Below are 22,397 nucleotides of genomic sequence, written 5' to 3' on the forward strand. Positions count from 1 at the left end.
CCGGCTACGCCAGACTACCCGCATTCCCATGGTTGACACAATAGGAATGACGGAGCTGAACCCGCCCACGACAAAGGGCCCGGCCCCCCGAACCGGGAACCGGACCCTCAATCACACGCCGCGACCTCTAGAAAGGAGGTTCGTCCGAGTAGCCGCCACCAGAACCGCCGGCGCCGCTCCCCCACCCGCCACCGCCACCCGCGGGCCGGCCCGTACCCGGCGTGCTCTGCGCCCACGGATCCTCCGCCGACGCCTGACTCTGCTGCTGACGGGCCTGCTGGTACGCCGGCTGCCCCTGCCCCGAACCAGCCTTCGTCACCACCGCGGTCGCACGGCCCAGACTCGGCCCTATCGCATCGATACGGACCGCCATCTTCGACCGCTTCTGCCCGGTCTGCTTGTCCTCCCACGACTCCTGCACCACACGCCCCGTAGCCACCACCTCCATCCCCTTGTCCAGGGAGTCCGCGATGTTCTGGGCAAGCTGCTTGAACGCCTTGCAGTCCCAGTACGTGACATCCGCGTCCGACCACTCGTTGGTCTGCTGGTCCTTCACCCGCCGCGACGTGACGATCGTGAACGCGGCTACCGCCACGCCCTGCGCACTAAAGCGCAATTCGGGCACCGCGGTCATCCGGCCTGTCAACGTGATGCTGCTACTCATGCCGCACTCCTCATGTCATCTCGTGTCAGATCCGTGTCGCGCAGCGGTACGTACACCCGCCGCCACGGTGCTTTGCGGCCCTCATCACGGGCCTTGCGCTTGATGCGCTCCCACGCCCTGGACACCGTGTCCCCCGTCATGTCCAGGCGGGCCCCGATCTCTGCCGGGGTGTCCTGCGTCCACTCCATGAGGTGGGCGATCACCTCACGCCGGCCTGCGTTGTCGATGATCACGGATTCGCCCATCAGGAACCGGGCGACGACGTTCTCGCCCTCGGTGTAACCGGCCGGCGCAGCATCGGTCTGCGGGACCGCGGACGGGTCGTCGATCGTGTCGTCGTCCCACGCCAGCGCCGAACGGAACCCCGACCTTGCAGCATCAGCCCGCACCCGGGACACCGAGCCCAGCGGCACACCGTGCTCCAGCGGATCCTGGTCCCACCAGGCGTCGTACAACGCCGTCACCCCGCGAGCCAGCCGTGCGGTGACCCGCTCCCGACCGGACGCCTTACGGAAGTGCGTCTCCGTCATGCCGACCTGCTTCGCCATCAGGTGCCGCGGCCAGCCACGTACCGCCAGCGCCTCTATGCGTCGGCGTGTCCCCGTGGCGTCGATCCGTGCACCGTCCGGGAAGTCCCCCAGCGACGGCCAGTACGACAGCACCAGCTCCGCTGTTTCCCGCCGGACCTGCTGGCCGGGCCCGTACTCTCCGCGCCCCCACATCAGGTGTTGCAGAGACGAGTCCTGCGCGAAGCCGAGGCGCTCGCAGATCGCCCGGTACGACATCCCCGCCGCATTCACCTGCCGCAGATGCTCACGTACCGGCTCCGCGTCGACGAACGGCTCCCACTGACCAGCATTCATCAACTGTCGGCGGCGAACCTGCCACCGGGCGGATGCCAGCCTGACGGCAGACGTAGAGGCTTCCTGCTTCATGCCGCCACGTCCTCGACGGCTGCGTCGAGCTGCGCCCGGTCGGCCAGGATGGCGAGGACGTTGTTCACGGTCTGCACGTTCGTCCCCAGCTCCCGGGCTATCTGACCCGGCTGCAGGCCCTTCGCCCGCGCCGCCTCGAACAAGTCCAGGCGCTCCGTCAGGATCTGCTCCAGTGCAGAAACTTCGCCACGCCCGTACGACCGCGCCTTCCGACGGTGTACGGCGCGCCGCTCCCGTTCCGTCATGCCGCCCCACACGCCGAAGTCCTGCCCGGTGTCCACCGCCCACTCCAGGCACTGGGCCCGGACCGGGCACTTCGCGCACACAGCCTTGGCCTCCTCGGCCTGCTTACGGGCGGGAGCACTCTCCCCCTGCGGCCAGAACAGGTCGGGGTCGATCCAGCGGCACGCGGATTCGTGGCGCCACGACAGGTCGGTGGTGGTGTTTCGCGGCCGGTCTCGTAGGGCGGCGGATTCGATGGCGGTGGCGGTCATGACGGGTCTCCGGTGAGGGTGTAGAGGCGGATGATGGCGCCGGGCTGGGCGAGGGCGTCGGGGTGCTCGCCGGGGTAGGCCTTGGTGGCGGTAACGCGGATGATGCGGGAGTCGTCGACTACGGCCTGGGCGTCCGCGATCCCGTCAAAAGTCGAGCGGATCAGCTTGTCCACGTCGCCGCTGTGGCGGGTGATGGGCCAGGTGCGCTTCCGCTTGGGGGCGCTGGCGGGCTTGAGGACGGTGAACACGATCTCGGCTTCAAGGGGCCCGTCGAGGGGGTAGCTGAGGCGGTGGTCGAGCATGGCTTCCATGGCGGCGCGGGTAACGACGGCTCGCCAGGGCTTGACGCGCTTGGACTGTTCGACGAGGACGGCACTGACACGGCCGGAGGCGGCGTTAAGGCGGTGCCCGGCATAGCGCTTACTGCCCTGAGGAGCGGGCCGGCCGTGGACGACGATGGTGAGCCGGTGCTCGCTGATGAGCGTGGGGGCGGTGGTCACTGGTCCTCCCCGTGCGCGGGCCGGTTGTAGGTGTTTTCGAGCTGGCGCCTCTCCGTGATGCGGGCAATGTGTACGGCGGTGAGGGTCATGGCGGGGACGACGACCAGTGAGAAGAGGGCAAGGAGGGGGAGGTTGACGCGGCCTTCGGTGGCGATGAGGGGGATGGCGCCGAGCATCAGGCCGAGGGCGAAGTGCGGGGCTGCTTTGTGGTGGAGGAGGTTCTTCATGCGGCGTACTCCTGGATGGGTGTGGGGCCGTGTGGGGTGTCGCGGAGGTAGGTTGCGTGTCCTAGCTGGTGGGCCAGGTGAACGCCGCGGCAGAACGGGCAGCGGTAGGTGTGGAAGTGGGGTCCGCCTTCGCCGCGTATCTGTCGGGCTCGGCGTCGTGCGGTGCTTCGGCTGGGGAAGCACGTTTTGCCGAGGCAGGCGATCTCGTACTCGGTCACGGGGTGCCCGGGTACTCGCGGACGCGGAGGTGTTCGGGCCAGTCGGCGGGCTTGCCGCCCTTGGCGTCGGACGCCCCGTTGTCGCGTGCCCAGACGGATCCGAGCTGCTTCACGAACGGGGCTGCGCCGTCTGCGTGGGCGTCGGCAATGAGGTCGGCGGCCCATTGCGGATCGAAGGGGCGTGCGCCACGACCTGATTCGCCGCCAATGATGACCCAGTCGGGCAGTTGGCCTTGTCCTGGGTGCAGCCGTACAGGGCCGAGGAGGGGCTCGCATGACAGGAAGCGGACGGCAGCTGGGGTCTGCATGAGGGCAGGGATGCGGATGTCCGCCCACTTCTGGTCTTCGACGCTGACACCGAGCCATACGTTCGGGAGAGGCCAGGTCCGGGCGGCGGTGTCAGGGCGGCCGTACATCTTGGCCCGATGGAAGGCCATGTGGGCGAACTGGGGGTCGTTGAGGAGGCTGCGCATCCGGCCGTGTCGCTTGGTGAGTACCTGATAGGTGTGCTGGGGCGTTGCCGCCATGACGCCGAAGATCAGATGTAGGTCGGCGGTGTGAATGCCGGGGTGGAAGAGGTCACTCATGGAGTTCACGAAGACCTTGCGGGGCTTCTTCCAGCGGAGGGGTTCGGTGATGGCGCTGGCGTGGGTGGCGACACCGAAGCCGGGGCCGGAGGTCTTGGGGTTGCCGTCGGTCTGGTACTTCGCGGCGCCCATGCCCTTGAGGCGCTTGGCCATGGTCAGGGCATAGCAGTTGTCGCAGCCGGGGCTGAGGCGGTCGCAGCCGGTGGTGGGGTTCCAGGTCTGCTCGGTCCATTCGATGCCGGTCTTGTCAGCCACGGTCGTTCTCCTTGTCGTCCTGGTGGTGGATTCGGGCGAGGGCGACGGTGACTGGTACGGCTCCGTCGGCGTCTGCGGGGCAGCGGGTCCAGGTGCCTTCGTCGTCGAGTCGGGCGTGCCGGTGGTCGGCGATGTCGACGGTCAGGTGGGCGGGGAGGATGGCGTCGGCTTCGAGGGCGAAGGTGGTCTTGTCGCGGTGGCCGACGGTGGTGAGGTTGCCGTTCCAGATGCGGTATCCGGTGTGTCCGGGGTAGGGGCGGCCGAGTTGGTTGTCGCCGTTCTCGGCGAGTACGAGGGCGTTGGCGTCGGTACGGACGACGAGGTCGGTGACGAGACCTTCGAGGTACGTCTGGTCGTGGGTGTCAGCCATGGCGGGCCTCGCGCGGGATGGGGTTGCACTCCTGGGCTCCGGCGAGGCGTGCGGTGGGGCACGGGTAGGGAACGAGTCCGTCTCCGCCGGCTGCGTGGTCGTCGCCGTCGAAGCAGACGGGGCAGGGGCCCATGGGCGAGTCCTTGTGGAGGTGCCGGATCTGCTTGAGCGTCTCTTCGAGTTCGCGGACGCGGCTGACCGCGAACTTGAGGTGCACAAGGGCGGCCTCGTAGCTCGGGTTGATTACCTGCTCGCCGAACTTTGCGAGCACTTCGGCATGCACCATGCGCTCGTCGACCGGCAGGTTCGCGAGCCACTCGGTGCTGCCAATCTTCTGGATCTCAGCGGGGCTGTCGATCTGGTCCGTGTGGGTCATGACTGGGGGTGTCCCTTCGGCTTTTCGGTGTCGGCGGCGCGGTTGGTGAGGCCGGTGTCGATGTCGTTGCGGGTGAGTGCTTGCGTGTCGGCGGTGGTGGTGGCGGCTTGGGCGAGGGTGAGGGTGCGGGGCCGGCCGTGGAGCTGGGTGCAGTGGGCGGCAGCCGCGGCGGCTTCACGGAGCTGGGCGCCGTTGGTGATGTGGTTGTGGTGCGTGGCGCCTTGGGGGCACGGGGTGAGGGCGTCGAAACCGGGGGTGCCGGCGGTGTGGGTGAGGGTGGCGCCGGAGGGGAAGAGGGCGGTGACGCTGCCGATGGCGCCGGGCTTCCAGGCGGTGATGGGTATGAGGGGGAGGTCGGCGAGCCGGGCCTGGTAGGCGGCAGCGATCTGGTCTTCGCTGATGAACTCGCTGTAGAGGGTGGGCGGGGTGTCGGTGTGGGGCCGGACGGAGGGCCGGACGGAGGGCCGGACGGGGAGTACCGCGCGTACCGCGGGGAGCTGGGGCTTCTTCGCTGCGGATCGTGCGGAGCGTGTGGGGCGCTGCTTGGTGCTGGTCTTCCTGGTCACGAGGTGTTCTCCGTCCGGTGCAGCTGGGGGTCGGTGGTTGTGGTGCCGGGCCGAGGTCAGGTCACGGTTGGGGGCGGTTGAAGGTGTGGTCGGCGGCGCGGAGGATTTCCATCAGCCGGCGGGTTGCCTCGTACTGGAATCCGTCTTCTTCCGGCTCGAGGTCGGCGAGGAGGTCGGGGAGGTCCCGCTTGGGGATCTCGATGTGGATGCGCTCGTCGCCGGGGGTGCGGTTCATGTAGATGCGGTCCATGGCGGGTCTCCTTATGCGGCGTTGCCGGAGCGGCAGGCGTAGGGGGAGCAGCCGTCGGGGTCGCCTTCGTCGGCGAGCTTGAGGCGGGCGGCGTACACCTGGTCGGGGACGGTGCTGGCCTTCCACTCGCGGGCCTGCTTGACGTCGATGGGCGCTTCGTCGAGGGGGAGGCAGGAGGCGTGGAGGAACCGCTGGTGGTTCATGCCGGGCCCGTTCCGGTACGCCTTGTCGAAGGCGACGGTTTCTGCCCACGCCTTGGGGTCGGTGTCGCGCATCCGTCGCCATTCGGCGTTCGACTTGAAGGGGCATCCCTTGCAGGCCGACTTGACGACGTCGCCCCACCCACGGGCGATGAGGTACTCGATGCACTGCTCGCGGGACATGTCGAGCTCAAGCAGCGGGTACCGGGACTTGCTGTAGCGGGTGTCGCCACGGTTGGAAACACGGGTGATCTCGTCGGTGGAGAACCCGATCCACTGCTCAGCCCACACGCCGGCCGGGGGCTGTCCGACGCGGCTTATGACGCCGGTGCCTTCGCAGACGGAGCATTCGGCGACTTCGGTCTCGCCGCGCTTGGCCCGCCAGGGTGCGACACGCTCGCGCTCGCCGTTGCAGTACCGGCAGAGCTTCTCTTCGCCGACGACACAGCCGAGGAGGAGGCGGACCTGCTCCAGAATCGGCTGCAGCTTGTACGTCTGGGTGCACTTGCGGTTGAGCATCCCGTAGTCGCGGCGGATCTCGGTGTGCGAAGCGGTAGCAATGACGCCCATGGAACGGCAGGCGTCGTGCTTCTCGGGGAGTCGGTCCAGGCCTGCACGGCGCAACGCCGTGGCGACCTGGTCCGAGTAGATGATGTCGTCATCGCCGTCGTCGTCTTCCCGCTGCTCCGCAATGCGGGTGAGTTCGTCGAGGTCGTCGAGCGTTGCACGTTCCGGCACCATGACGACGGAGTCGAAGAGGCCTGCCATGTCGGTTAGGTCTGCCGATACCACGGTGAAGAGGCTCATCTCGCTTGAGTCCTCAACGCTGTCGATCTTGACCTGCCGGAGCTTCCGCCACCCGCACGTCTCGTCGGGGCAGATCGCCCACCGGTCGACGACCTCGACCTCATACGGCTTGCTGGCGGTGAACCCGGGGATGCCGCGCATCTTGTTCGGGTTGAGGACGTCGTCCTGGATGATGCCGTTGTTGACGCGGTACAGGGGGATGCCGAGGGGATGGAAGATCTCCCGCTCGACGCGGTCGAGCATGTCGTAGACGCCCTGCGGCTCCCATCCGGTGTCGGAGAAGATCGCTGCGTCCGGCTTCTCGAGCTTGCCTTCCTTGATGAGGAGGGCCTGGGTGATGGACTGGACGCCGGCGCCGAAGCTCATGAAGCGGGCGGCCGGTTCTCCGGCGTACTTGGTGCTGCTCACGGTTTGTCTCCGTCCGGCGGGTCTTGCGGGTTGGTGGTGCCTATGCCGTGCTGGGAGGCGCAGATCATGGCGATGGCTACGGCTCCCAGCACGAGCGCGATGAGTTCGGGTGCGGTCGGCCAGGTCACGGGGTGGGCGTACCTGCCTCGGTCTGCCGCGTGGCGAACTCGTCGGACCAGTAGTGGTTCTTCTCGGCGTTCCGGTGGTCCCCCCGATGGCGGACCGGCAGCGCACACTCCGAGGTGCCCAGCGATGTCGTGATCTCGGACGAGCAATTCGCTGCGCCCTCCAGCTCGGCAACCCGGGCACGCAGCTTCGTCTCGTCTTCCAAACGCAGGGTCCGCTCAGCACGCCAGTTGGCCTCCCACCGCTCCCGCTCGGCGCGCAGCCGGTCCAGCCCGGCAAGGACCAGCGGCACCGCACGGGCCAGCTGGGCCCCTGTGTCCGCCGTGCTCGCCACCACGTCGTCCGGGTCGGCGGCTCGGTCGCCCCATGAGGAGACGATCGACTCCGCTACGGCCAGCAGTTCGGCCGGGCTCGGGGCCACGTCCAGGCCAGCCGCGCGGGCCGCTTCCTGCGAGCACACCGGCGTGTCCGGCGTCAGGTCGGCGCTCACAGGGCACCGCCGAGGGTGTGGGCGAGCTCGGTCTCGGCGGCGGTGACGGCAGCCGTCTCGGCGCGGATCTCCAGGACGCGGTCGGCGTACCCGGTGACGTACGCAAGGTCCGGGTGGGCGTTCATGAGGTAGCCGAGGCGGACGATGAGGGTGTCGAGGTCGGTTCCGGCGCGGTGGTCGTCGTAGGCGTCGGCGCGGCCGGCGTAGTAGGCGGGGTCCTGGCCGTCCGTGTCGGCGAGGGCGATGGTCATGGTGGTCATGGCGTGGGTCCGTTCTGGGCGGTGGTGCGGAGGACGGGTGGTCAGGCGGCGATGCGCTGGGCGGGGACGGCGGCGAGGTTCTCGACGGCCTGCTTGGCGTGCTGGAGGACTCGAAGGACCTCGAACGCCTCCGGTACGACTCCGGTGAAGAAGTCCGGGGTGCTGGCCCAGGTGCGGACGTGCTCGAGGTGGTCATCGATGCCGGTGTCCGGGTCGTGCGGGGCGTCGGTGGGAAGCACTGCGGAGATCCAGGCGAGTGCTTCCTGTGTGGGCTCGTTCGTCTCGATCAGGAGCTCCGCGGTGTGCGGGTCGCGGGTGAAGGCGTTCGGGATGCGTCCGGTGACGGCGCGGAACACGGCGGCCTCGATGCTGAGCGCTTCCCGCCCGGTGTTGATGAGGTCGGTCCGCTCGAGGCCGAAGTAGCTGAGGAGCTGACCGGCGACGTTGAGGATGGTGCCGGTGCTGGTGCGGGTCAGGGTGCTGGTCATGGCGATCTCCCGTTCCGGGCGTGGCGTGGAGGGCGGGCACCCGGCCCCGGGAGCTACTGCGCACCCCTTCGGGTGTGGTGCTCGACTCGGGGCCGGGGAGCTGGGGGTTACTCGTTGCCGGTGAGGCGGTGTTCGTCGGCGCAGGTCTCGCACTGGACGAACTCGATGGGGCCGTCCATGTAGGTGCGGGCCTTCGCGGCGTCGAAGATGGCGCCGCAGTAGCAGTTCTGGCAGCTGCACCGGGCGAGTTCACCGGAGGCCGGCGGACGGATCCCGATGAGCTGGATGGCCTGGCGGTGGAGGAGGGCACTGGCGGCGAGTTCGAGGTGGTCGGCGTGCCAGTCGGCCTTGTTGAGGAGTTCGTTGACCTGGTCCGCGATGGGTGCTGCGAGGTGGTGCGGGTGGATCTCGCGGGGCTGTGTCGGGGCGTGCGTCATCACGGCGTTGGCCATCGTGGGCCTCCTGGGATGGGGTACTCCGGGACGCTGTGTGCGTCTCCGTTGTCGGCTACGCCAGACTACCCGAATTCACATGGTCAGCACAATAGGAATGTGAATGTGTGAGGGCATGAGAAAACCCCCCACCGCCGGGCTGGGGCCTAGAGGTGAGGGGCGATCAGGTGACGGCCGGCGAGTCAGTTCTGGCTGCCGACGTGCTCCTGGTGAGCCATCAGGATGTCGCTGTACGAGACGTAGACGTCGCGTCGGTACTTCTCGACGTACAGGTCCTGCTCGCGTATCCACCGCTCGATGTCGTCGGCGGTGACCGGGTGCCCGGTTGCTTTGAGCTGGTCCCTGATCTCTTTGATGGACAGCATGTCGCTGGCGACCGTGTACGGGACGACCGTCGGTATGGCCACAGGGTGCTCCCAGTCTCGACGGCCATCGTTCGCAGCTCCGGCGGCCGATACAGGGGGTGGATTCATAGAATCCGCTTGAGGGTTTCGTGTGATGAAGTTGTGGTGCTGTTAGGTAGACCGCCAAGGGGGCGGTCAGGTTGCACAGCGCGCTACGGCACTTTTTCGGGCGATGTGGTCGTGTGCGAGTCGCTTCAGCTCCCACATGTGGGAGACGCCGTCGTCGTCGACGCAGTAGTGGTTCACGCAGACCGCACGCTGCGCTGCCTCGCGCCAGTACAGGCCCCAGCAGCCGCACTGGGGGCAGGGGTGCTTCCGCACGACGGTGGTGTCGCCCGCAGCGATGGCGTGCTCGAGACCTTGCCGGTAGATGATCGCCTCGCGGGCGTTCTGCTGCTCGGTCTTGAGGTGGGCGGTGTGTTGGCGGGCCCAGTCGTAGACGCGGGATTCCTCGCCGGTGTATTGGCCGGCGTCGGGAGTGATGGTCCGGGTGTGGTGCTCAACCTCGTACACGGCGGCGCGGATGCGGTCGACGACGCCAAGGTTCACGGGGGCGGGTGCGTGGGTGGGGCGTGATGAGCGTCCGTCGCCGGGTCCGGATCGGACGGGCTGCACAAACTCCTGTTGCAGGAGGCGGAGTCGCTGTGCGGCAGTGTCGTCGGCTCCCAGACCCATGGTGTCCCCGTCCCGTAATCCGGCCTGGGGGCGCGATGCGTGACTGTTCGTGAGCCGGGCGCGCGCCGGAGGCCGGAGGCTGTTACTCCGGGTTATTCCGGACGCCCCAGTCTGGCACGACTTTGTCGCGAGTTGAACAGAACGTGGTAAGTGATCAACGGTGCGCAAGGGGCTGTTGGTGAGTTGTCCCAGATCAACCCGCATTGGTGTTCGGCATATTCACAGGGCTTCGGGTGCGCCGCGCATGCCGTGGAGCATCCCGGCAAGGTGCCGGTACGCCTCCTCCCCCACCAGGTGCTCCTCCCGGGATCCGTTGAGCATGAGGAGGACGGCGTCGAGCGTGACCTGGAACGCCTCCGCGGTGGGGGCGTCGGTCAGGGTCCTGTCGTTGTGCAGGAACATGGCCTCAAGGGTGATGGCCAGCTCCTGCTGCGGTGTGCGAGCCGCCGCAGGTTCGGGCGGGCCCGGCTGCGATCCCACCCGCCGGCCGCGGCCACCGCGCGCGGCGCGGCGGTCGAACCGGATGACCGTACCCGGGGGGCCTGGGGGCCCGTCGCTGGGATGTGCGGGCTTGGCGGATGGGGGCATGGGGCGTCTCCGCTCCTCCGGCTCTTGGGAAGGGGAACCCGTGGTCGCAGTCCGCGGATCTCCCCCTGGTTCGGCTGCCGGTGGCCTACCAGGGAGTGCCCACTGTGACAGCAATGTCGCCATGTCGGTAAGCCGTGCCTGAGTTTTGATCCGGTCGTGACTGCGGCGGGGGTATTCTCCCGGCCATTCCCGTTTTGGGTACTGGGTCGGGGCATGAGGGAGCCCCCGACGGATTTGGGGGGCTGGAGTTTTGCCGACAACGACCCACCAAGCCGCGGGGGCTTGAGACCTCACGGGACATGCCCGCCAGATGACGGTGATTGTAGTCCGCGGGCTCACCGCTCCGGGAGGGGTTGCGGAAACCCGGTGATGGGTGGGGGTGCGGGGGCGGAGGCGCTGCGATCCCGTGAGGGGAGACCTCCGCCCCCTGCGGCCGGCCACCTCGTGGGGCGGCGGCCCCTCCAACCAAGTCGATGGCGTGTGCATGGGGAAGGGGCGTGACGTCCTATCACTCGGTCGGGTGACTGAAAAACCCCGGCACAGCGAGACTTTTCGACCGGATCTGACCGCGCATGACAACGGCCCCGCCGGTCTCCCCTGAGCTGGAGTGGAAGGGCCGTTGCCTGATGGTGCTACGCGTCGCTGCGCAGGTGCTCGAGGAGTGCCTGCCGGTACGTGGGTGACGCTGCGGCCTTCAGATCAGCGGCTGCCGCCTCAGGGCCACCGACCATCTCGAGGTACTGGCCGATCGCGTGTCGCCGCTGCTCCTCGTCAAGCTTCCAGAACACGATCTTCATCGCCTCCGCCCCGTCGTGCCACGGCATCTTCACCGGCGGCCGAACCAAGGGATCGACGTGCTCCTTGCCCACCTCGGTCTCGTCGGCTCCGTCGGGCTGCGGACGCGGCTCAGGCAACGGCGTCTCCGGCACGCCCACGGTTTGAACCACGTCGGGCCGAGGTGCTGGAGGTGCCGGGGGCGAGCCTGCGGGCGCAGTCGGCGCCGGCAAGGCGGTCGGTGCCGCACTCTGGTTTACCGCGGTAAACCGACCCGGCTCGGGCGGAGGCGCTGGAACCAGCTTGCGCTCAGTCTTGCGTTGGCGCGCCCGCGGCAGCGCCTTGGTCTCCTGCCTGCGAACTGTTTCGTCCGCCCACGCGGCCGCCTGCTCCCCTCCGGGAAGGCCAGCGATCTCGCGTCCGACCCGGATGGGGAGTTCGCCTGAGCTGACCAGGGCCTGCAGCTCTGGGGTGAGCTTGAGGAGCTTGCGCTGCTGGCTCACCCATCCCTTGGACTTTCTGTAGTGCTCGGCAACCTTGTCCGCTCCGCCGAGCTCGCTCACCATCGTCTCGATGCCGAGGGCGCGTTCGATGGGGTCGAGGTCTTCGCGGTCGTTGTTCTCGGAGAGGACTGCGTCGAGGAAGTCGGCCCGGGTCTTGGCGACGTCCTCCTTGTGTACGACCTCGAGGGTGGTCAGTCCGATCGCTCGGGACGCGCGGAAGCGGCGTTCCCCGTTGCCGATGACGTACTGCGCCGACCCGACTGCCTCGCTTTCGTCCGGCCAGAGGTTGAGGTACGCGCTGCGCGAGACGACGACAGCGGGCTGAAGCTGTCGACGCTTCAGGACGAGACCGAACTCCTTGAGGTCCTCTTCCGTACCGAAGTTCCGCCGCGGGTTGAACCGGGTGGGGACGAGCACGGAGAGGGGCAGGGTCAGGAGGAGGGGGTCGCTGCGCCCAGGTACGTCGTCGACCTTCTGGGCGGCGAGGGACGCAAGGCTGGTACGGCGGCCTGCCATCAGGCACCACCGCCGTAGCCGAGTTCAATGGCGAGGCGGTAGAAGTCCTCACGGGCCTTGAAGGAGGGCTTGTTCTCCTCGTACTGGGTGACAACGCGGCCCTCGACGGAGGCGCGGGTGTGGACCTTGTAGCGCCTTATGACGCTCTTGAGGCTGGTCCACCCCTGGGCCTCGATGTACGCGCGGGTGTCGACGAGGTCGAGCTGGCCGTCCCGGGGGTCCCAGTTGTTGATCAGGACGTTGTACGGGAGTCCGGTGGGCTCGATAACTTGCTTGATGGTGCGGGCCGTCGGGTCGAACGCGAGGCCTTCCGGCGGGATCGGGATGATCACGTCGTGGGCGTACTTCAAGGCTTCGAGGAGAAGGTTCTCGTCCTGGAGGCTGCCGGGGGTGTCGATGAAGACGTGCTGAAGGGTTTCGGTGCCCTTGAGAACGTCGGCGACGACGGCGGCCAGGTTGAGGGTGACGGTGGTCTTGCCGACACCGCCCTTCTGGTTGGCGATGACGTGGACCTTGGCTCCTGAGTCCTTCAGGATCGCCAGGTTCTCAGGGGTCTCGTGCTCCTGAGAGAAGTCGAACGGCAGGTCGGTGATCCTGTTCGCCCACCAGACCGTTGAGGCTTGGGGGTCGATGGACACGACGTGTACAGCTGCTGGCATGGGTGCTCCGTATGCTTTCCCGCGGGTTCCGGTACTTCGGGCAGAGAGCATCATTCCAGATCGGTGCGTCCGGTTTGTTCACCATCCCTGTGATGGGCGGGCGGGCGTGGGGCGATCTGGTTTACCGCGGTAAACCATCCGTCACGCTCACGCCGTTCTGCCCCGGCGGCGGCCCTGGTTTACCGCGGTAAACCGCTCAGGCGTCCATAGGGTCGGGCCGGGCGTGTATACCGCGGTATACGTCTCAGCCTCAGTCCTGCCCCTCGAGGTCGTCTTCTATCAGGTGCTCCGGGAAGCGCGGTTCGAGGAACAGCCCGCAGTACGCCGGCGTCGGCGGGGTGCCTGCGTCCCGGGCGGAGGCGGCCTCTCTGGCTGTGCGGTGGGGGAGTTCGGCCATGGTGTGGCTCCGTTTAGGTTGCGGTGGTCATGCGACGTCGAAGGCGCGGCGGACAGGCTTGTCTGCGCCGCGGTGCTTGTAGGCCGTGGCGGCCTGGATGCTCGCAAGCATCGGGTCGGGGTTCTCGGTGGCGGCTGCTTCCTCAAGTTCCTGGCGGGCGGCCACAGCGTCGGTGAACGCGTCCTCGGGTTCGCGGACCATGGCACGGGCTTGTCGCTGCATGGCCTTCACGACGCGGGCGTCGACGGTGCTGGGGGTCTTCGGCCGGATCGCGGAGAGCGCAGCACAGTAGCCGGGGGATGCGGTGTCGCGGGTCTTCACCGGGGCTGCGGCAGGAACTGCTGGTGCCGAGCCGGGCGGGGGAGGGCTCGAGAACTCGGCGGCTACGGCACCGACGGACAGGGGTCGGATTGCGCGGACGACTTCGCTGCCGATCTTGTCGTTGATCTGCTTGGCGAGCTGCCCGCCGAGGAGCCGCAACTGGGCGGCGTAGGCGGGGGAGCAGGGTCGGAGGTCGAGGACGCGGCGTTCGGGGTCATAGTGGACGGGCTCGATACGGCCGACGTACTGCGGGCACAGTTCGGGCCACCGGTCGGTGATGCTGCCGGCGGTCAGGCTGGTCTCCCAGCCTTGCTCGGCACTGACCCGGCCGAGGAGGGCTCCGAGGCCGACGGGGTCACGGCCGCTGCCACGGTCGGCCCGGCGCACGCGGGTGCGGGGCTTGGGCTTGGTGCTGGGGCGGGCGGTGCTCTTGTACGCGGCAAGGGCCTGGCGGGCAAGGTCGGCGCCGGACGCGGGCTGCTCGGTCACGGCTGAACCTCCGGCGTGGCGAAGTAGTCCTTGGAGGTGACCCACACGCCGTCCGTACGCATGGCCATTTCGCCGGATGCCAGGTCGTCGGCGAGAAGGCGGGTCAGTTCCTCCGCACTCAGTGGCGGCTCGCCGTCAGTGGCGAACTCGGCGTTGAGGTGGTCGCGCATCCGGTCGTAGGTCAGTTGTCGTACCTGCCCGTCAGAGCAGAGCACGGAAAGGTGGCCGACTGCGAGGGCCTGCTTGAACGCTTCGAGGGCGACCGGGAGGCTTGCCGCTTTCGGCGAAGGCGTGCGGGTGCTGCGTTCCGCGCGGGCCTTGGCTTGGCGACGGATCTTCGCGGCCCTGGTGTTGTTCTTCTTGCTGCTCATGATGGTCTCCGGTCAGAAGGCGTTGGCGAGGGCGGGGTGGGCTGGTCGTTCATGCGGTGATCCTCCTGACGGGAATGCCGGCCTGGGATGCTCGGCGAATGCAGTCAGCGGTGCCGCGGCTGTTGTCGCGCTGGAACGCGACGAGGATGTCCGCCCCCAGCTGCACCATCGCTTCGTTCCTTCGTGGGCCCGCAGTGGGGCAAGCTGTCTGCCCGTTGGCACGGTTGAGCCGGTGACCGTCGGGGCATTCCGGGGCGCACGGCGCGGTCCAGTCCGCGGGATGCACCTCCTGGCGGATGTCGTTCGCGACGGCCCAGTGCCGGGCGAAGAAGTCGGCGCCTTTGCGGCAGTCGCCGTGAACGATGACCACGGGGTGTTCGGGTCCGAAGACCTGAGTGGCGTCGTGCCAGATGTCGCGAAGGGTGTCGTCGAGGACCTGGACGTCGTCCCAAGTGCGTGACCCGGTGACAAGGATCCGAATGTCGCGGAGCTTTGCTGCGACCGCACGGACAATGTCAGCGCCCAGTGCCGCGTTTGCCTTCTTCGCCAAAGACATGCCGGTGAGGCGGGTCTGGAATTGGTAGGCGTAGCTGACGCACTCAACGATCAGTAGGCCCTGCTCAGGGTCGTACGAGCGCGGCCTGACTTGGCCGTTGGGGTAGGTCGCCTGCCAGGTGGCAACGATCTGCTGCATCTGGGCGTCGGGCTGCTCGGTCATGCCCATGCCTCCTGCCGGTTGCGGGTCTTGCTGTCCATGCGGACGGCGTAGGTGCACAGGCGGACGCCGTACAGGTCGAGGGCGTCGTCGGGGTCGGTGGCGTAGTGGTGGGCGACGTCGGGCCAGGCGTTCCAGTCGAGTCGGGCACGGAGACGGTCTTCGTCGGTGCGCTCCGGCTCCGTCTCGGTCTCGGTCTCGGCGGCGGCAAACAGGGCGGCGAGCGATGCCCGGTCGGCGGCGGCCCGGCCCGCGGTGCTGTCCTCCCAGGCCACCGAGTGCACCGAGTCCAGGTCGGTGTGCACGTCGTCCTCGAGCTGGTTGTCGCTACCGGTACGGAGGGCGGCAGCGATGAGCCGGTGCGGGCGGTCCGGGTTCCAGGCATATCCGGCGGCGTGCTGGTGCCCGGCCTCGACGGCGAAGCGAATGGCCTGGTCTTCAGTCCACTGCTGCTCGCCCATGTCGGCGCACACCCACCGCAGCTGGTCGTGGGTGGCTTTGCGGGTCCAGGGAACTGCGCGGCGGACGGCACGGGCGAGCTTGTCGCCGAGCTGCATTCCGGCGGCGGTGATGGCCGAGCCGAGGATCGTGGCCCGCTTCTTGTTGCTGCCTGTCTGTGCCGTGGCCTTCGAGGAGGGGATGGGGGCGGTCTTGTTCGGCCGCGTCGCGGTAGTAGTTACACCCCCCACCATCTTCAACTGACCCTCATAGGTAGCTGAGGTAAGGGAAGGGGTCGCAAGAGATCGTTTAGCCGAGTTGTCCACAGGTTCCGAAGGGGCGTTATCCACAGGGGTTTCGGGGGTGGCCGAGGGGCGGGTGTCGGGCATCTGCCGGTAGTCGCGGACGATGCGCGCCCCGTACCCGTCACCGACGATGCGGTGGCCGAGGGCGTGGTCGTAGGCGGCAGGGATGACCGCGGCGTACACGGTGGCGGTGGCCGCGTATCCGGGGAGGCCTTGGGTGCGGCGGACGTTGCGGCGGGTACCGCGCTGAGCCCAGACGAGGGAGCCGAGCTGACGCAGGTACTTCACGTGCCGGGCGACGTTGGACCGGTGGATGCCGAGACGGTCGGCGGTGCCTTCGAGGTCGTAGCGGACATGCCCGGTCGAGTAGTCCATGCGCTTGGCGAGGTCGCGGGCGACGGCGAGCGTTGTCTGGTTGGCCTTGGGGTGGAGGCCGGCGGCGATGAGCCACTCGACTGAGCGGAGCCAGCTGCGGGGTCCGGTGTGCCGGGAGACGGTGGTGTTGACCTCCATGTCGGCGGCACTGACGGGCGCCCACGGGGTGGTCTGGGGGCACGGGGTGCCGAGCTTGGGGGTGGACTTTTGCCGCGAATCGCCATCGTTTGCGCGCTCAAGCTGACAAGCAGGTGTGCGGTACTGCACTATGTACCCGTCCAGTTCTTCGGAGTGGATGTGCTGAAGGCCCCGCTCGCGGGGTGAAGGGTTCGGAGAGAACCTGTTAGTCGCTCGACCTGCTCGGCCCCGGTCGCCAAACCGGATCTGAGAGTCGGGCCTTAGCTCGAAGCGTCAACTTCGAGCCGTAGGAAGTGGCCGCGCACGGTGCGTCAACACCAGCGGCCGGCGGTAGAGGAAGTGCCCCCGTCAAAGGGCACAGGACCTCCCGCTCAGAACGTCACTACGTCACCTGATCTCCCTTACTGGGTGAGGTCTGTGCACCCACGCGAATCACGCGCGGGGAGTCAATGGAGGCGCGGCGCTCAAGCTGCTGCGCCCACGCCTCATCGGTGGCCCGTCGTGCAATCTCTGCAGCAACGGCGGCCTCAACGACCGCATCGGCGGCCTCATCGTGCCGCCGACGAGCAGTAGCAGTCAGGGCACGCATCCGCAGGACTGCGTCACACAGGGCCTGGCCCATCGTGATCGCGGGACGGTAGTGGTCGAAGAGGCGACCGACCTCCCAGGCGATCTCGCCCCAGTTGCCGTTGCGTGCGGCGCGCTGAATGTTCCGGCGCATTTCCTCAAGGGCACCCAGGTTGCAGGCGTCGTCGTAGCGCTGCCCTTCGAGCTCGATGACCCAGAGGCTGCGGGCGCGGCCTGCTGCCGGGCGGTCAGGGAAGGCCTGACGGAGACGGGCGATCTCCTCAGTCAACAGTGGCCGTGCGGCCTTCGCTGCTTCGGTGGCCAACTCCTCGAACTCGACGTCCTCGGCGAGCGTGGACCAGACCGCGTCCGGGTTGACGTGAGCGAGCCGTTCGGTCGGCGTGCAGAAGGTGCGCACCGAGTACTCGGCGTTGGCCTGCCACTCCTCACGAGACGGCCAGGCGCGGGCGGTCACGCGGTGGGTGAAGTAGTGGTGACAGGGCCCCTGCGCTGCGTCGGCGGTGTGATGTTCACGCCGGATCGCGGGGTCCTACTGTCGTCAGGGGATAGTCCCCGGGTACTCTTAGCCATCGGTCGGCACCTTCGTAGTGGTTGGTGTGTCGGCTCGGCCCCGCTCCCTGGTGTGCAACCACCTGGGACTCCAGCGGGGCCTTTCCTTTGTCTTGGTGCGCCTTCCGAGCGAACCCATTTCTGAGTACTCGTCTGGTGCAAGGCCCAGCCTACCTTTTGAAGTCTCCACTTGTCTGCGTCCTCGCTGATCGTGTTGTGGGTGGGTCTGTTTGTCGGATCGTCAGGTCATCGCACGGCTGTGCGGGTGTCCGCTCGTGTCCTATAGAAATCCGTCGAAAGTAACGTGATCTTGCAAGCGTGGCCGGGTACCCCTTCAAGAAGCCCTGGCCAGCAAAAAGGAAGTAGAAGGACTCGGCCCGGTCCGGAGGTTGAGGACTTCCGCCGCCTCCCCCTGACCGTCCTCCGGCTGGTCGGTGGTGCGTCGCCCGGCGCGGGCGCGGGTGGCTGCTGTGGTGCATGTCTCGCACCGGCAGCCGTGGCAGTTGTACCGGTACTCGCCGTGCGGGATGTTCTCCTGCCGGTTCTTCTTCCCGATCGCTTTGGCGTCGGCGAGGGCGCGGCCGAAGTCGGGGTCGGTGCGGGCGTAGCGGGTGGGTATGTCGACGCTGATGCCCACTGCCTCGGCGGCGGGGCCGAGGCGCATGCCGCTGGTGATGGCGGCGAGGTATTGCTCGCGCATGCGGTCGTCGAAGGTGAGGGGGCGGTGTGCGGGGCGGCTGTTCGTCACGGGTGCCCTCCGTCTCGCACCAGGCCGGTCTCGGGGCCGAGGATGTCGTCATCGGCGGGGTGCCGGAGTGAGTGGATGGCGGCGGACCGTGCGGCCTTGCTGCCCATGGCCGCGTACCCGGCGTCATTGAGGGCGGTCCGGAGCCTGTCGAGCGCGTCGGGCGTCCAGCGGGGTTGGCCGGCGAGTTTCCCGGCCCGGTACCCAACAGCGAGGGCTGCCTCCCACACGGCGCGCACCATGGCCGGGTCGTGGTCGGGGAAGAGGAGCTCGGGGAGTTTGCGGGGGGTGCCCGCGGCTTCGAGGGTTCCGGCGGCGAGGAGTCCGGCGAGGTAGTCCCCGGACGTCTGGCACCGGTCGGCGAGGACCTGGTCGGCGAGGACCTGGTCGTCGGCGATGGCGTGCCCGGCCGTGAGGTCCGTGACGGGGGCGGCGGGGGCTGGGGTGCGGGGGGTGGTCATGAGGCGGGCTCCAGCACGGTGGTCGGGACGAAGGGGATGCGGGGCTGCAGGGCGGTCCGTACAGCGGCGAGGCGGCGCAGCCCGGCACGGCGGCGCGGGGAAGGGCCGGAACCGGGGCCGCGGCCCGCAGGCGGCCGGCCGGGGCGGACCGGGAGGCGGCGTCCGCGGGGCATGTCTTCCAGACCGGGGAGGATCAGCTGGACGGGGCGGCCGGGGGCGATGCGGCGCTGCCGTGCCCCGTCCGTCGTCGGCGCCGCCGCATACGCCCACGGGCCGTCGGGGCGGATCCGGGTCGAGCGGGGCAGCAGCCCCTGGTCGACGGCGGCGGTCAGGAGCTGGTCGCGGGTCGCGCGCCCTTTGTCGAGGCCGAGCATCGTGACGAGTGCGCTGCGGTGCCAGTTCGCGGTACGCAGGTCCATCCCCGCCCGGTACGCGACCAGTTCGGGGTCGGTCTCGCGGGCGAGGGCCTTGAGGAGGGCCTGCTTCTGCGGGGTGCGACCCTCGGACAGGTCCCGGACCACCGCGGCGGCCGGGGTCTCCGTGGCGGGGTCGGTGCTGACGGTGGCGGCGTGACGGCGGGCGATCAGGGCGCGGTGCCGGGACAGGGCCAACTCCCCGCCCATGACGCCCTCGGGCTCGGCCAGGTGCTCGACACCCTCCTCGTCGACCGTGGTCGTGTTGGCGTAGGTGCGGCACAGGGCCAGGACCGGGCAGCGGCCACAGATCTGCTTGGCGGCCTTCTCCCGGTCGATCCGGGTCTTCTGCGCCTCCGCGCCGTCCCCGGTGTACGGACCCCACGCGTCCAGGGGCACGTCCGGGTCTGCGGCCGACATGGTCGGGTTCTCTTCGTCGGGGGCGCACCCGCGGTATTTGTAGTGCCGGTCGTCGACGAGCTGCTGCCGGGCGGCTATCGGGTCCGTCATGGTGTCTCCCCTTCCTGCGGGTTGCGGTGTGTGGTGCGGGCGTACTCGGCGGTGATGATCTGCTCGGCCTCGGCAAGGACCTGGTCGCGGTCCTCGGCGGCCCGCTGCTCGGCGACCGCGGCCCGGATCCGGCGCTTGAACGCCTCCATGTCGCGGTGGTGGGCGGCATCCGTCAGACGGACCGTGGCCCGCTCCCGCCGGATCAGCCGTTGCAGGGCGCGCAGCCGCCACCACGCCAGGCCGGCGCCTACGGTCAGGGCGGCGAACACGGCCGCGGCTATCGGGTACACGGTCATCGCCTCCTCCTCATCGGGGCGCCAGTGGGTGGGTGTCATCGGGCGGGCGGCCCGAACAGGGTGGGGGTCTCGTACAGCGGGGCCAGGTCCCGGTAGGACTGCCGGACTTCGAGCTCGGCCCGGACGACGACGGGGTGCAGGTGGTCGCGGTATCGGGTGTACGGCTCGGGCAGCTTCCGCGGACGGGCTCGCAGCGCGCCGATGGCGACGACCACGGCACCGGGGACCAGGCAGAGCAGGACGGCGATGCCCACGGCGGGCCTCCTAACAGGGGTGGGGACGACTGCGGCCGGCCCCGAATGGGACCGGCCGGTGGATCAGGCGGCGGGCGGGCCCGCTACTACTTGAGCCGGGCTCTGCCGGCGTCGGTGATCTCGATGAGCGTGCTGAGATGCGGGCCGTGGATGATCCGCACGTAGCCGGCCTTCTCCATGGCGTAGACCAGAAGCTCGGTGGTGCCGTGACCGTCGTGGCTGCCGAAGGCCCACAAGCCTCGGCGGGCGCCGCCGTACGGGCGGACGGGCTGCGGCAGGGCGGCGATGACACGAAGGGCGCGGATCGCTGCCGGCGACTCGGGGTTCGGAGGCTTCTTCTCGCGCTTCGGCTTGGCCGCGGCGGCAGCGTCAAGCTCGGCGAGCAGCTGGCGACCGGCGTCGGTGATGCGTACCGGTGCCTCGTCGTTGCCGCCATCGTCCACGAGCCCGTGCTTGTACAGGGGGCGGAACGTGCCCTGGTTGTACGCGGCAAGGGTGTTCGGGTGCGAGTACCGGCCGCGGCCGGCATAGCGGAATCGGACGCCGGCGCCCTTGTCGCAGCGGGCGATCTCGCGAAGCAGCTTTTCGGCTGTGGGGGTCAATGCGTCCATCAGGCGGCGCTCCTTTCGCGGACGTACCAGTCGACGGCCAGGCCGGCCGTCGTGCATGCGGTGCAGGGATTCTCGTGGTGCTCGGTGTGCCACTCGTAGCCGCTGCGCGTACCGCAGGCGGGCCGCATCTCCGGCACCGGCACCAGCAGCGGACGGAAGTTCCTCTTCTTTGCCGCGGCGCACACCGGGTCGACTTCCTGGCCGTGGCGCACGTGCCGCCGATGCGCGGCCTTGGTCCCGCATGACGCCAGTACGCGGGGAGGGCGCGGTTCCTTGCTGGTCTCGGCCGCGCAGCACGCGAAGCACTTGCAGCCCTTGCGGTACGTGCGGCGTACCCCGTGCTCCTGCCCGTCGTCGGGTATCGGCTGGGGCCTGCGCGGGGGGCGGTGACCACGCTGCAACGCGTACCGCTCCCGACCGTCCAGACCACCGCGGATCCCCTCACGGTCCGCGGCGCTGACACCCTTCTCCGTACGCAGCGCGTCATCGAGGCACAGGCGCTGGACCGGGCAGCGGGCGCACACCGCCCGGGCCCGTCCGGCCTGGGCGATGGACGCGTTACTGACGGGGCCCGGCTCGAACAGGCGGGGGTTCAGGCCACGGCAGGCTGCTCGCGTCTCCCAACCCCCCGCCATCAGGCGGCGCTCCTCTCCGCGTCGCCGCCCTGGGAAGCCCTGCGCAGGATCTTGCCGCGCTCCTGGATGTGCGCGCCCAGCGTCGTCGGGTTGCCCTCCGGGTCCATCATCGGAGCACCCTCAAGGCGCCTTGCGCGCACCTTCTTCATGAGCGCCCCCAGATCCTCGAACGCAGCGTCCGGGCGTAGCGCCTCGGTGATCAGATCTTCGACCGGCTCGACCGCGGTCCCGTCCTCCAGCCACTCCTTGATTTGCTGCCCGAACTCGATGCCGGGCTCCTTCACGAACGCCCCGGTCAGCGAGCGGGCGCGGGACTTCGTGACGTGGAGGTTGTTTTCCCAGTCCATCGAGCCGACGATGTCGAACTCGTACTCCAGGCCCTCGCGCTGCTCCGGCTTCATGCCAACCTTGCGCGGAACCTGACGGCCGCGGTCGTTGGTCTCCAGCACGTAGTCCGTCTTGGACCGCATCGTGACGACGACGTGCCCCGGGTAAGCGACCAGGGCGTCGACCATGCGGCGCTCCATCGGGCGGGCTTCCTTCCACCCACCGAAGCTGTTCCCGCCGAACGCCTTCTTCGCCGCGGTGTCGACCTGCTCCAGCATGCCGCCGGAACCAGACCAGAAGTGCGACAGGGAGTCGACGATGACGGCGTCGTACCCGGCAGACCCGGCGGCGGCCAGCGCCTCGACCAAGTCGTCCGGGGAGAAGTACGACAGTTCCAGCACGTCGAACGCGAACTCGTTGGCGTACTTCCGGGCCGAGCCGCGCTCGGTGTCGATCAGCGCGATACGCGAACCGAGGGCGGAAGCGATGGTCAGGGCCGTGTACGTCTTGCCCGAACCGCTGGGCCCGTCCAGGGCGACGCGCGCCTTGGACTGCTCCTTGGTGGCCTGGGTGAACTGAAAACGGGTGTGCGAGGTCCGGCCCGCCGCCATGTTGCTGGCGGGGGCCCCGTTGGCCGTAGCCATGAGGTCTCTCCTATGGGGTTGTT

The 22,397-nt window shown here is 68.8% G+C and carries 34 protein-coding genes and 1 pseudogene; all 35 read right to left on the reverse strand.

Annotated features, from left to right (window positions below; translation table 11 throughout):
- Positions 1–127: 127 nt before the first annotated feature.
- Positions 128–664 (reverse strand): single-stranded DNA-binding protein, encoded by a 537-nt coding sequence (ssb, locus tag ACFVV1_RS35120; RefSeq protein ID WP_389998008.1) that lies wholly within the window; start codon positions 662–664, stop codon positions 128–130.
- Positions 661–1,527: a hypothetical protein gene (locus ACFVV1_RS35125; RefSeq protein WP_389998011.1), complete on the reverse strand. Its 867-nt coding sequence runs from the start codon at positions 1,525–1,527 to the stop codon at positions 661–663. The genes ssb and ACFVV1_RS35125 overlap by 4 nt, the downstream gene beginning before the upstream one ends.
- 260 nt (positions 1,528–1,787) lie before the next feature.
- Positions 1,788–2,030, reverse strand: a pseudogene (locus ACFVV1_RS35130) (WhiB family transcriptional regulator); the annotation flags it as partial.
- A gap of 59 nt (positions 2,031–2,089) precedes the next feature.
- Positions 2,090–2,593, reverse strand: a complete 504-nt coding sequence (locus tag ACFVV1_RS35135; RefSeq protein WP_389998014.1) for a RusA family crossover junction endodeoxyribonuclease — start codon at positions 2,591–2,593, stop codon at positions 2,090–2,092.
- Positions 2,590–2,820 (reverse strand): hypothetical protein, encoded by a 231-nt coding sequence (locus ACFVV1_RS35140; RefSeq protein ID WP_389998016.1) that lies wholly within the window; start codon positions 2,818–2,820, stop codon positions 2,590–2,592. Before ACFVV1_RS35140 ends, ACFVV1_RS35135 begins: the two co-directional genes overlap by 4 nt.
- A 214-nt stretch (positions 2,821–3,034) precedes the next feature.
- Positions 3,035–3,880 (reverse strand): DUF5131 family protein, encoded by an 846-nt coding sequence (locus ACFVV1_RS35145; protein ID WP_389998018.1) that lies wholly within the window; start codon positions 3,878–3,880, stop codon positions 3,035–3,037.
- Positions 3,873–4,250, reverse strand: coding sequence for a hypothetical protein (locus tag ACFVV1_RS35150; RefSeq protein WP_389998020.1), 378 nt, complete (start codon positions 4,248–4,250; stop codon positions 3,873–3,875). Before ACFVV1_RS35150 ends, ACFVV1_RS35145 begins: the two co-directional genes overlap by 8 nt.
- Complete coding sequence (locus ACFVV1_RS35155; protein ID WP_389998023.1) at positions 4,243–4,626, reverse strand: hypothetical protein; 384 nt, start codon at positions 4,624–4,626, stop codon at positions 4,243–4,245. The genes ACFVV1_RS35150 and ACFVV1_RS35155 overlap by 8 nt, the downstream gene beginning before the upstream one ends.
- Positions 4,623–5,192 carry a hypothetical protein gene (locus ACFVV1_RS35160; RefSeq protein WP_389998024.1) on the reverse strand — a complete coding sequence of 190 codons (570 nt, stop codon included), beginning with the start codon at positions 5,190–5,192 and terminating at the stop codon, positions 4,623–4,625. The genes ACFVV1_RS35155 and ACFVV1_RS35160 overlap by 4 nt, the downstream gene beginning before the upstream one ends.
- A 61-nt stretch (positions 5,193–5,253) precedes the next feature.
- Positions 5,254–5,442: a hypothetical protein gene (locus tag ACFVV1_RS35165; protein WP_389998026.1), complete on the reverse strand. Its 189-nt coding sequence runs from the start codon at positions 5,440–5,442 to the stop codon at positions 5,254–5,256.
- A gap of 11 nt (positions 5,443–5,453) precedes the next feature.
- On the reverse strand, positions 5,454–6,857 hold the full coding sequence (locus ACFVV1_RS35170) for a hypothetical protein (protein ID WP_389998030.1): 1,404 nt from the start codon (positions 6,855–6,857) through the stop codon (positions 5,454–5,456).
- Positions 6,854–6,985, reverse strand: coding sequence for a hypothetical protein (locus ACFVV1_RS35175; protein WP_389998032.1), 132 nt, complete (start codon positions 6,983–6,985; stop codon positions 6,854–6,856). Before ACFVV1_RS35175 ends, ACFVV1_RS35170 begins: the two co-directional genes overlap by 4 nt.
- A complete protein-coding gene (locus ACFVV1_RS35180) occupies positions 6,982–7,473 on the reverse strand; it encodes a hypothetical protein (RefSeq protein WP_389998034.1) in 492 nt (163 codons plus the stop codon). Before ACFVV1_RS35180 ends, ACFVV1_RS35175 begins: the two co-directional genes overlap by 4 nt.
- Positions 7,470–7,733, reverse strand: coding sequence for a hypothetical protein (locus ACFVV1_RS35185; RefSeq protein ID WP_389998036.1), 264 nt, complete (start codon positions 7,731–7,733; stop codon positions 7,470–7,472). The genes ACFVV1_RS35180 and ACFVV1_RS35185 overlap by 4 nt, the downstream gene beginning before the upstream one ends.
- 41 nt (positions 7,734–7,774) lie before the next feature.
- On the reverse strand, positions 7,775–8,221 hold the full coding sequence (locus ACFVV1_RS35190; RefSeq protein WP_389998039.1) for a hypothetical protein: 447 nt from the start codon (positions 8,219–8,221) through the stop codon (positions 7,775–7,777).
- A 107-nt stretch (positions 8,222–8,328) separates the two neighbouring features.
- The gene (locus tag ACFVV1_RS35195) at positions 8,329–8,673 is read right to left on the reverse strand and encodes a hypothetical protein (protein ID WP_389998041.1); all 345 of its coding nucleotides are present in this window, start codon (positions 8,671–8,673) and stop codon (positions 8,329–8,331) included.
- 182 nt (positions 8,674–8,855) lie between these two features.
- A complete protein-coding gene (locus tag ACFVV1_RS35200) occupies positions 8,856–9,080 on the reverse strand; it encodes a hypothetical protein (RefSeq protein ID WP_389998044.1) in 225 nt (74 codons plus the stop codon).
- Positions 9,081–9,212: 132 nt separating this feature from the next.
- On the reverse strand, positions 9,213–9,626 hold the full coding sequence (locus tag ACFVV1_RS35205) for a hypothetical protein (RefSeq protein WP_389998047.1): 414 nt from the start codon (positions 9,624–9,626) through the stop codon (positions 9,213–9,215).
- Positions 9,627–9,971: 345 nt separating this feature from the next.
- A complete protein-coding gene (locus ACFVV1_RS35210) occupies positions 9,972–10,340 on the reverse strand; it encodes a hypothetical protein (protein WP_389998050.1) in 369 nt (122 codons plus the stop codon).
- Positions 10,341–10,972: 632 nt separating this feature from the next.
- Complete coding sequence (locus tag ACFVV1_RS35215) at positions 10,973–12,034, reverse strand: ParB/RepB/Spo0J family partition protein (RefSeq protein WP_389998053.1); 1,062 nt, start codon at positions 12,032–12,034, stop codon at positions 10,973–10,975.
- Between the two features lie 98 nt (positions 12,035–12,132).
- Positions 12,133–12,792: a ParA family protein gene (locus ACFVV1_RS35220; protein WP_389998056.1), complete on the reverse strand. Its 660-nt coding sequence runs from the start codon at positions 12,790–12,792 to the stop codon at positions 12,133–12,135.
- Positions 12,793–13,042: 250 nt separating this feature from the next.
- The gene (locus ACFVV1_RS35225; RefSeq protein ID WP_389998059.1) at positions 13,043–13,189 is read right to left on the reverse strand and encodes a hypothetical protein; all 147 of its coding nucleotides are present in this window, start codon (positions 13,187–13,189) and stop codon (positions 13,043–13,045) included.
- Positions 13,190–13,216: 27 nt separating this feature from the next.
- On the reverse strand, positions 13,217–13,999 hold the full coding sequence (locus ACFVV1_RS35230) for a DciA family protein (protein ID WP_389998062.1): 783 nt from the start codon (positions 13,997–13,999) through the stop codon (positions 13,217–13,219).
- Positions 13,996–14,370 (reverse strand): hypothetical protein, encoded by a 375-nt coding sequence (locus ACFVV1_RS35235; RefSeq protein WP_389998065.1) that lies wholly within the window; start codon positions 14,368–14,370, stop codon positions 13,996–13,998. The genes ACFVV1_RS35230 and ACFVV1_RS35235 overlap by 4 nt, the downstream gene beginning before the upstream one ends.
- A 49-nt stretch (positions 14,371–14,419) precedes the next feature.
- A complete protein-coding gene (locus ACFVV1_RS35240) occupies positions 14,420–15,088 on the reverse strand; it encodes an SLOG family protein (RefSeq protein ID WP_389998068.1) in 669 nt (222 codons plus the stop codon).
- A complete protein-coding gene (locus ACFVV1_RS35245; RefSeq protein WP_389998071.1) occupies positions 15,085–16,341 on the reverse strand; it encodes a hypothetical protein in 1,257 nt (418 codons plus the stop codon). Before ACFVV1_RS35245 ends, ACFVV1_RS35240 begins: the two co-directional genes overlap by 4 nt.
- Before the next feature lie 382 nt (positions 16,342–16,723).
- Entirely contained in the window at positions 16,724–17,383 is a 660-nt protein-coding gene (locus tag ACFVV1_RS35250; protein ID WP_389998073.1) for a hypothetical protein, read from the reverse strand.
- Between the two features lie 429 nt (positions 17,384–17,812).
- Positions 17,813–18,226 (reverse strand): hypothetical protein, encoded by a 414-nt coding sequence (locus ACFVV1_RS35255; RefSeq protein WP_389998076.1) that lies wholly within the window; start codon positions 18,224–18,226, stop codon positions 17,813–17,815.
- Positions 18,223–18,684, reverse strand: a complete 462-nt coding sequence (locus ACFVV1_RS35260) for a hypothetical protein (RefSeq protein ID WP_389998079.1) — start codon at positions 18,682–18,684, stop codon at positions 18,223–18,225. Before ACFVV1_RS35260 ends, ACFVV1_RS35255 begins: the two co-directional genes overlap by 4 nt.
- Entirely contained in the window at positions 18,681–19,607 is a 927-nt protein-coding gene (locus tag ACFVV1_RS35265) for a hypothetical protein (RefSeq protein ID WP_389998081.1), read from the reverse strand. The genes ACFVV1_RS35260 and ACFVV1_RS35265 overlap by 4 nt, the downstream gene beginning before the upstream one ends.
- Positions 19,604–19,903 carry a hypothetical protein gene (locus tag ACFVV1_RS35270; RefSeq protein ID WP_389998084.1) on the reverse strand — a complete coding sequence of 100 codons (300 nt, stop codon included), beginning with the start codon at positions 19,901–19,903 and terminating at the stop codon, positions 19,604–19,606. The genes ACFVV1_RS35265 and ACFVV1_RS35270 overlap by 4 nt, the downstream gene beginning before the upstream one ends.
- A gap of 35 nt (positions 19,904–19,938) precedes the next feature.
- Entirely contained in the window at positions 19,939–20,157 is a 219-nt protein-coding gene (locus ACFVV1_RS35275; protein WP_389998086.1) for a hypothetical protein, read from the reverse strand.
- A gap of 86 nt (positions 20,158–20,243) precedes the next feature.
- On the reverse strand, positions 20,244–20,768 hold the full coding sequence (locus tag ACFVV1_RS35280; RefSeq protein WP_389998089.1) for a hypothetical protein: 525 nt from the start codon (positions 20,766–20,768) through the stop codon (positions 20,244–20,246).
- Positions 20,768–21,403: a WhiB family transcriptional regulator gene (locus ACFVV1_RS35285; protein WP_389998092.1), complete on the reverse strand. Its 636-nt coding sequence runs from the start codon at positions 21,401–21,403 to the stop codon at positions 20,768–20,770. Before ACFVV1_RS35285 ends, ACFVV1_RS35280 begins: the two co-directional genes overlap by 1 nt.
- Positions 21,403–22,374 carry an AAA family ATPase gene (locus tag ACFVV1_RS35290; protein WP_389998094.1) on the reverse strand — a complete coding sequence of 324 codons (972 nt, stop codon included), beginning with the start codon at positions 22,372–22,374 and terminating at the stop codon, positions 21,403–21,405. The genes ACFVV1_RS35285 and ACFVV1_RS35290 overlap by 1 nt, the downstream gene beginning before the upstream one ends.
- Positions 22,375–22,397: the final 23 nt, after the last annotated feature.

The organism is Streptomyces sp. NPDC058092, assembly GCF_042884935.1.
GTDB lineage: Bacteria > Actinomycetota > Actinomycetes > Streptomycetales > Streptomycetaceae > Streptomyces.

Excerpts from the sequence above, each read along its gene's own strand:
- ssb (WP_389998008.1), bottom strand. The coding sequence starts at position 664 with ATGAGTAGCAGCATCACGTTGACAGGCCGGATGACCGCGGTGCCCGAA.
- ACFVV1_RS35125 (WP_389998011.1), bottom strand. The coding sequence starts at position 1,527 with ATGAATGCTGGTCAGTGGGAGCCGTTCGTCGACGCGGAGCCGGTACGT.
- ACFVV1_RS35140 (WP_389998016.1), bottom strand. The coding sequence starts at position 2,820 with ATGAAGAACCTCCTCCACCACAAAGCAGCCCCGCACTTCGCCCTCGGC.
- ACFVV1_RS35150 (WP_389998020.1), bottom strand. The coding sequence starts at position 4,250 with ATGGCTGACACCCACGACCAGACGTACCTCGAAGGTCTCGTCACCGAC.
- ACFVV1_RS35155 (WP_389998023.1), bottom strand. The coding sequence starts at position 4,626 with ATGACCCACACGGACCAGATCGACAGCCCCGCTGAGATCCAGAAGATT.
- ACFVV1_RS35165 (WP_389998026.1), bottom strand. The coding sequence starts at position 5,442 with ATGGACCGCATCTACATGAACCGCACCCCCGGCGACGAGCGCATCCAC.
- ACFVV1_RS35185 (WP_389998036.1), bottom strand. The coding sequence starts at position 7,733 with ATGACCACCATGACCATCGCCCTCGCCGACACGGACGGCCAGGACCCC.
- ACFVV1_RS35190 (WP_389998039.1), bottom strand. The coding sequence starts at position 8,221 with ATGACCAGCACCCTGACCCGCACCAGCACCGGCACCATCCTCAACGTC.
- ACFVV1_RS35195 (WP_389998041.1), bottom strand. The coding sequence starts at position 8,673 with ATGGCCAACGCCGTGATGACGCACGCCCCGACACAGCCCCGCGAGATC.
- ACFVV1_RS35210 (WP_389998050.1), bottom strand. The coding sequence starts at position 10,340 with ATGCCCCCATCCGCCAAGCCCGCACATCCCAGCGACGGGCCCCCAGGC.
- ACFVV1_RS35220 (WP_389998056.1), bottom strand. The coding sequence starts at position 12,792 with ATGCCAGCAGCTGTACACGTCGTGTCCATCGACCCCCAAGCCTCAACG.
- ACFVV1_RS35225 (WP_389998059.1), bottom strand. The coding sequence starts at position 13,189 with ATGGCCGAACTCCCCCACCGCACAGCCAGAGAGGCCGCCTCCGCCCGG.
- ACFVV1_RS35235 (WP_389998065.1), bottom strand. The coding sequence starts at position 14,370 with ATGAGCAGCAAGAAGAACAACACCAGGGCCGCGAAGATCCGTCGCCAA.
- ACFVV1_RS35240 (WP_389998068.1), bottom strand. The coding sequence starts at position 15,088 with ATGACCGAGCAGCCCGACGCCCAGATGCAGCAGATCGTTGCCACCTGG.
- ACFVV1_RS35245 (WP_389998071.1), bottom strand. The coding sequence starts at position 16,341 with ATGGAGGTCAACACCACCGTCTCCCGGCACACCGGACCCCGCAGCTGG.
- ACFVV1_RS35260 (WP_389998079.1), bottom strand. The coding sequence starts at position 18,684 with ATGACCACCCCCCGCACCCCAGCCCCCGCCGCCCCCGTCACGGACCTC.
- ACFVV1_RS35265 (WP_389998081.1), bottom strand. The coding sequence starts at position 19,607 with ATGACGGACCCGATAGCCGCCCGGCAGCAGCTCGTCGACGACCGGCAC.
- ACFVV1_RS35270 (WP_389998084.1), bottom strand. The coding sequence starts at position 19,903 with ATGACCGTGTACCCGATAGCCGCGGCCGTGTTCGCCGCCCTGACCGTA.
- ACFVV1_RS35280 (WP_389998089.1), bottom strand. The coding sequence starts at position 20,768 with ATGGACGCATTGACCCCCACAGCCGAAAAGCTGCTTCGCGAGATCGCC.
- ACFVV1_RS35285 (WP_389998092.1), bottom strand. The coding sequence starts at position 21,403 with ATGGCGGGGGGTTGGGAGACGCGAGCAGCCTGCCGTGGCCTGAACCCC.
- ACFVV1_RS35290 (WP_389998094.1), bottom strand. The coding sequence starts at position 22,374 with ATGGCTACGGCCAACGGGGCCCCCGCCAGCAACATGGCGGCGGGCCGG.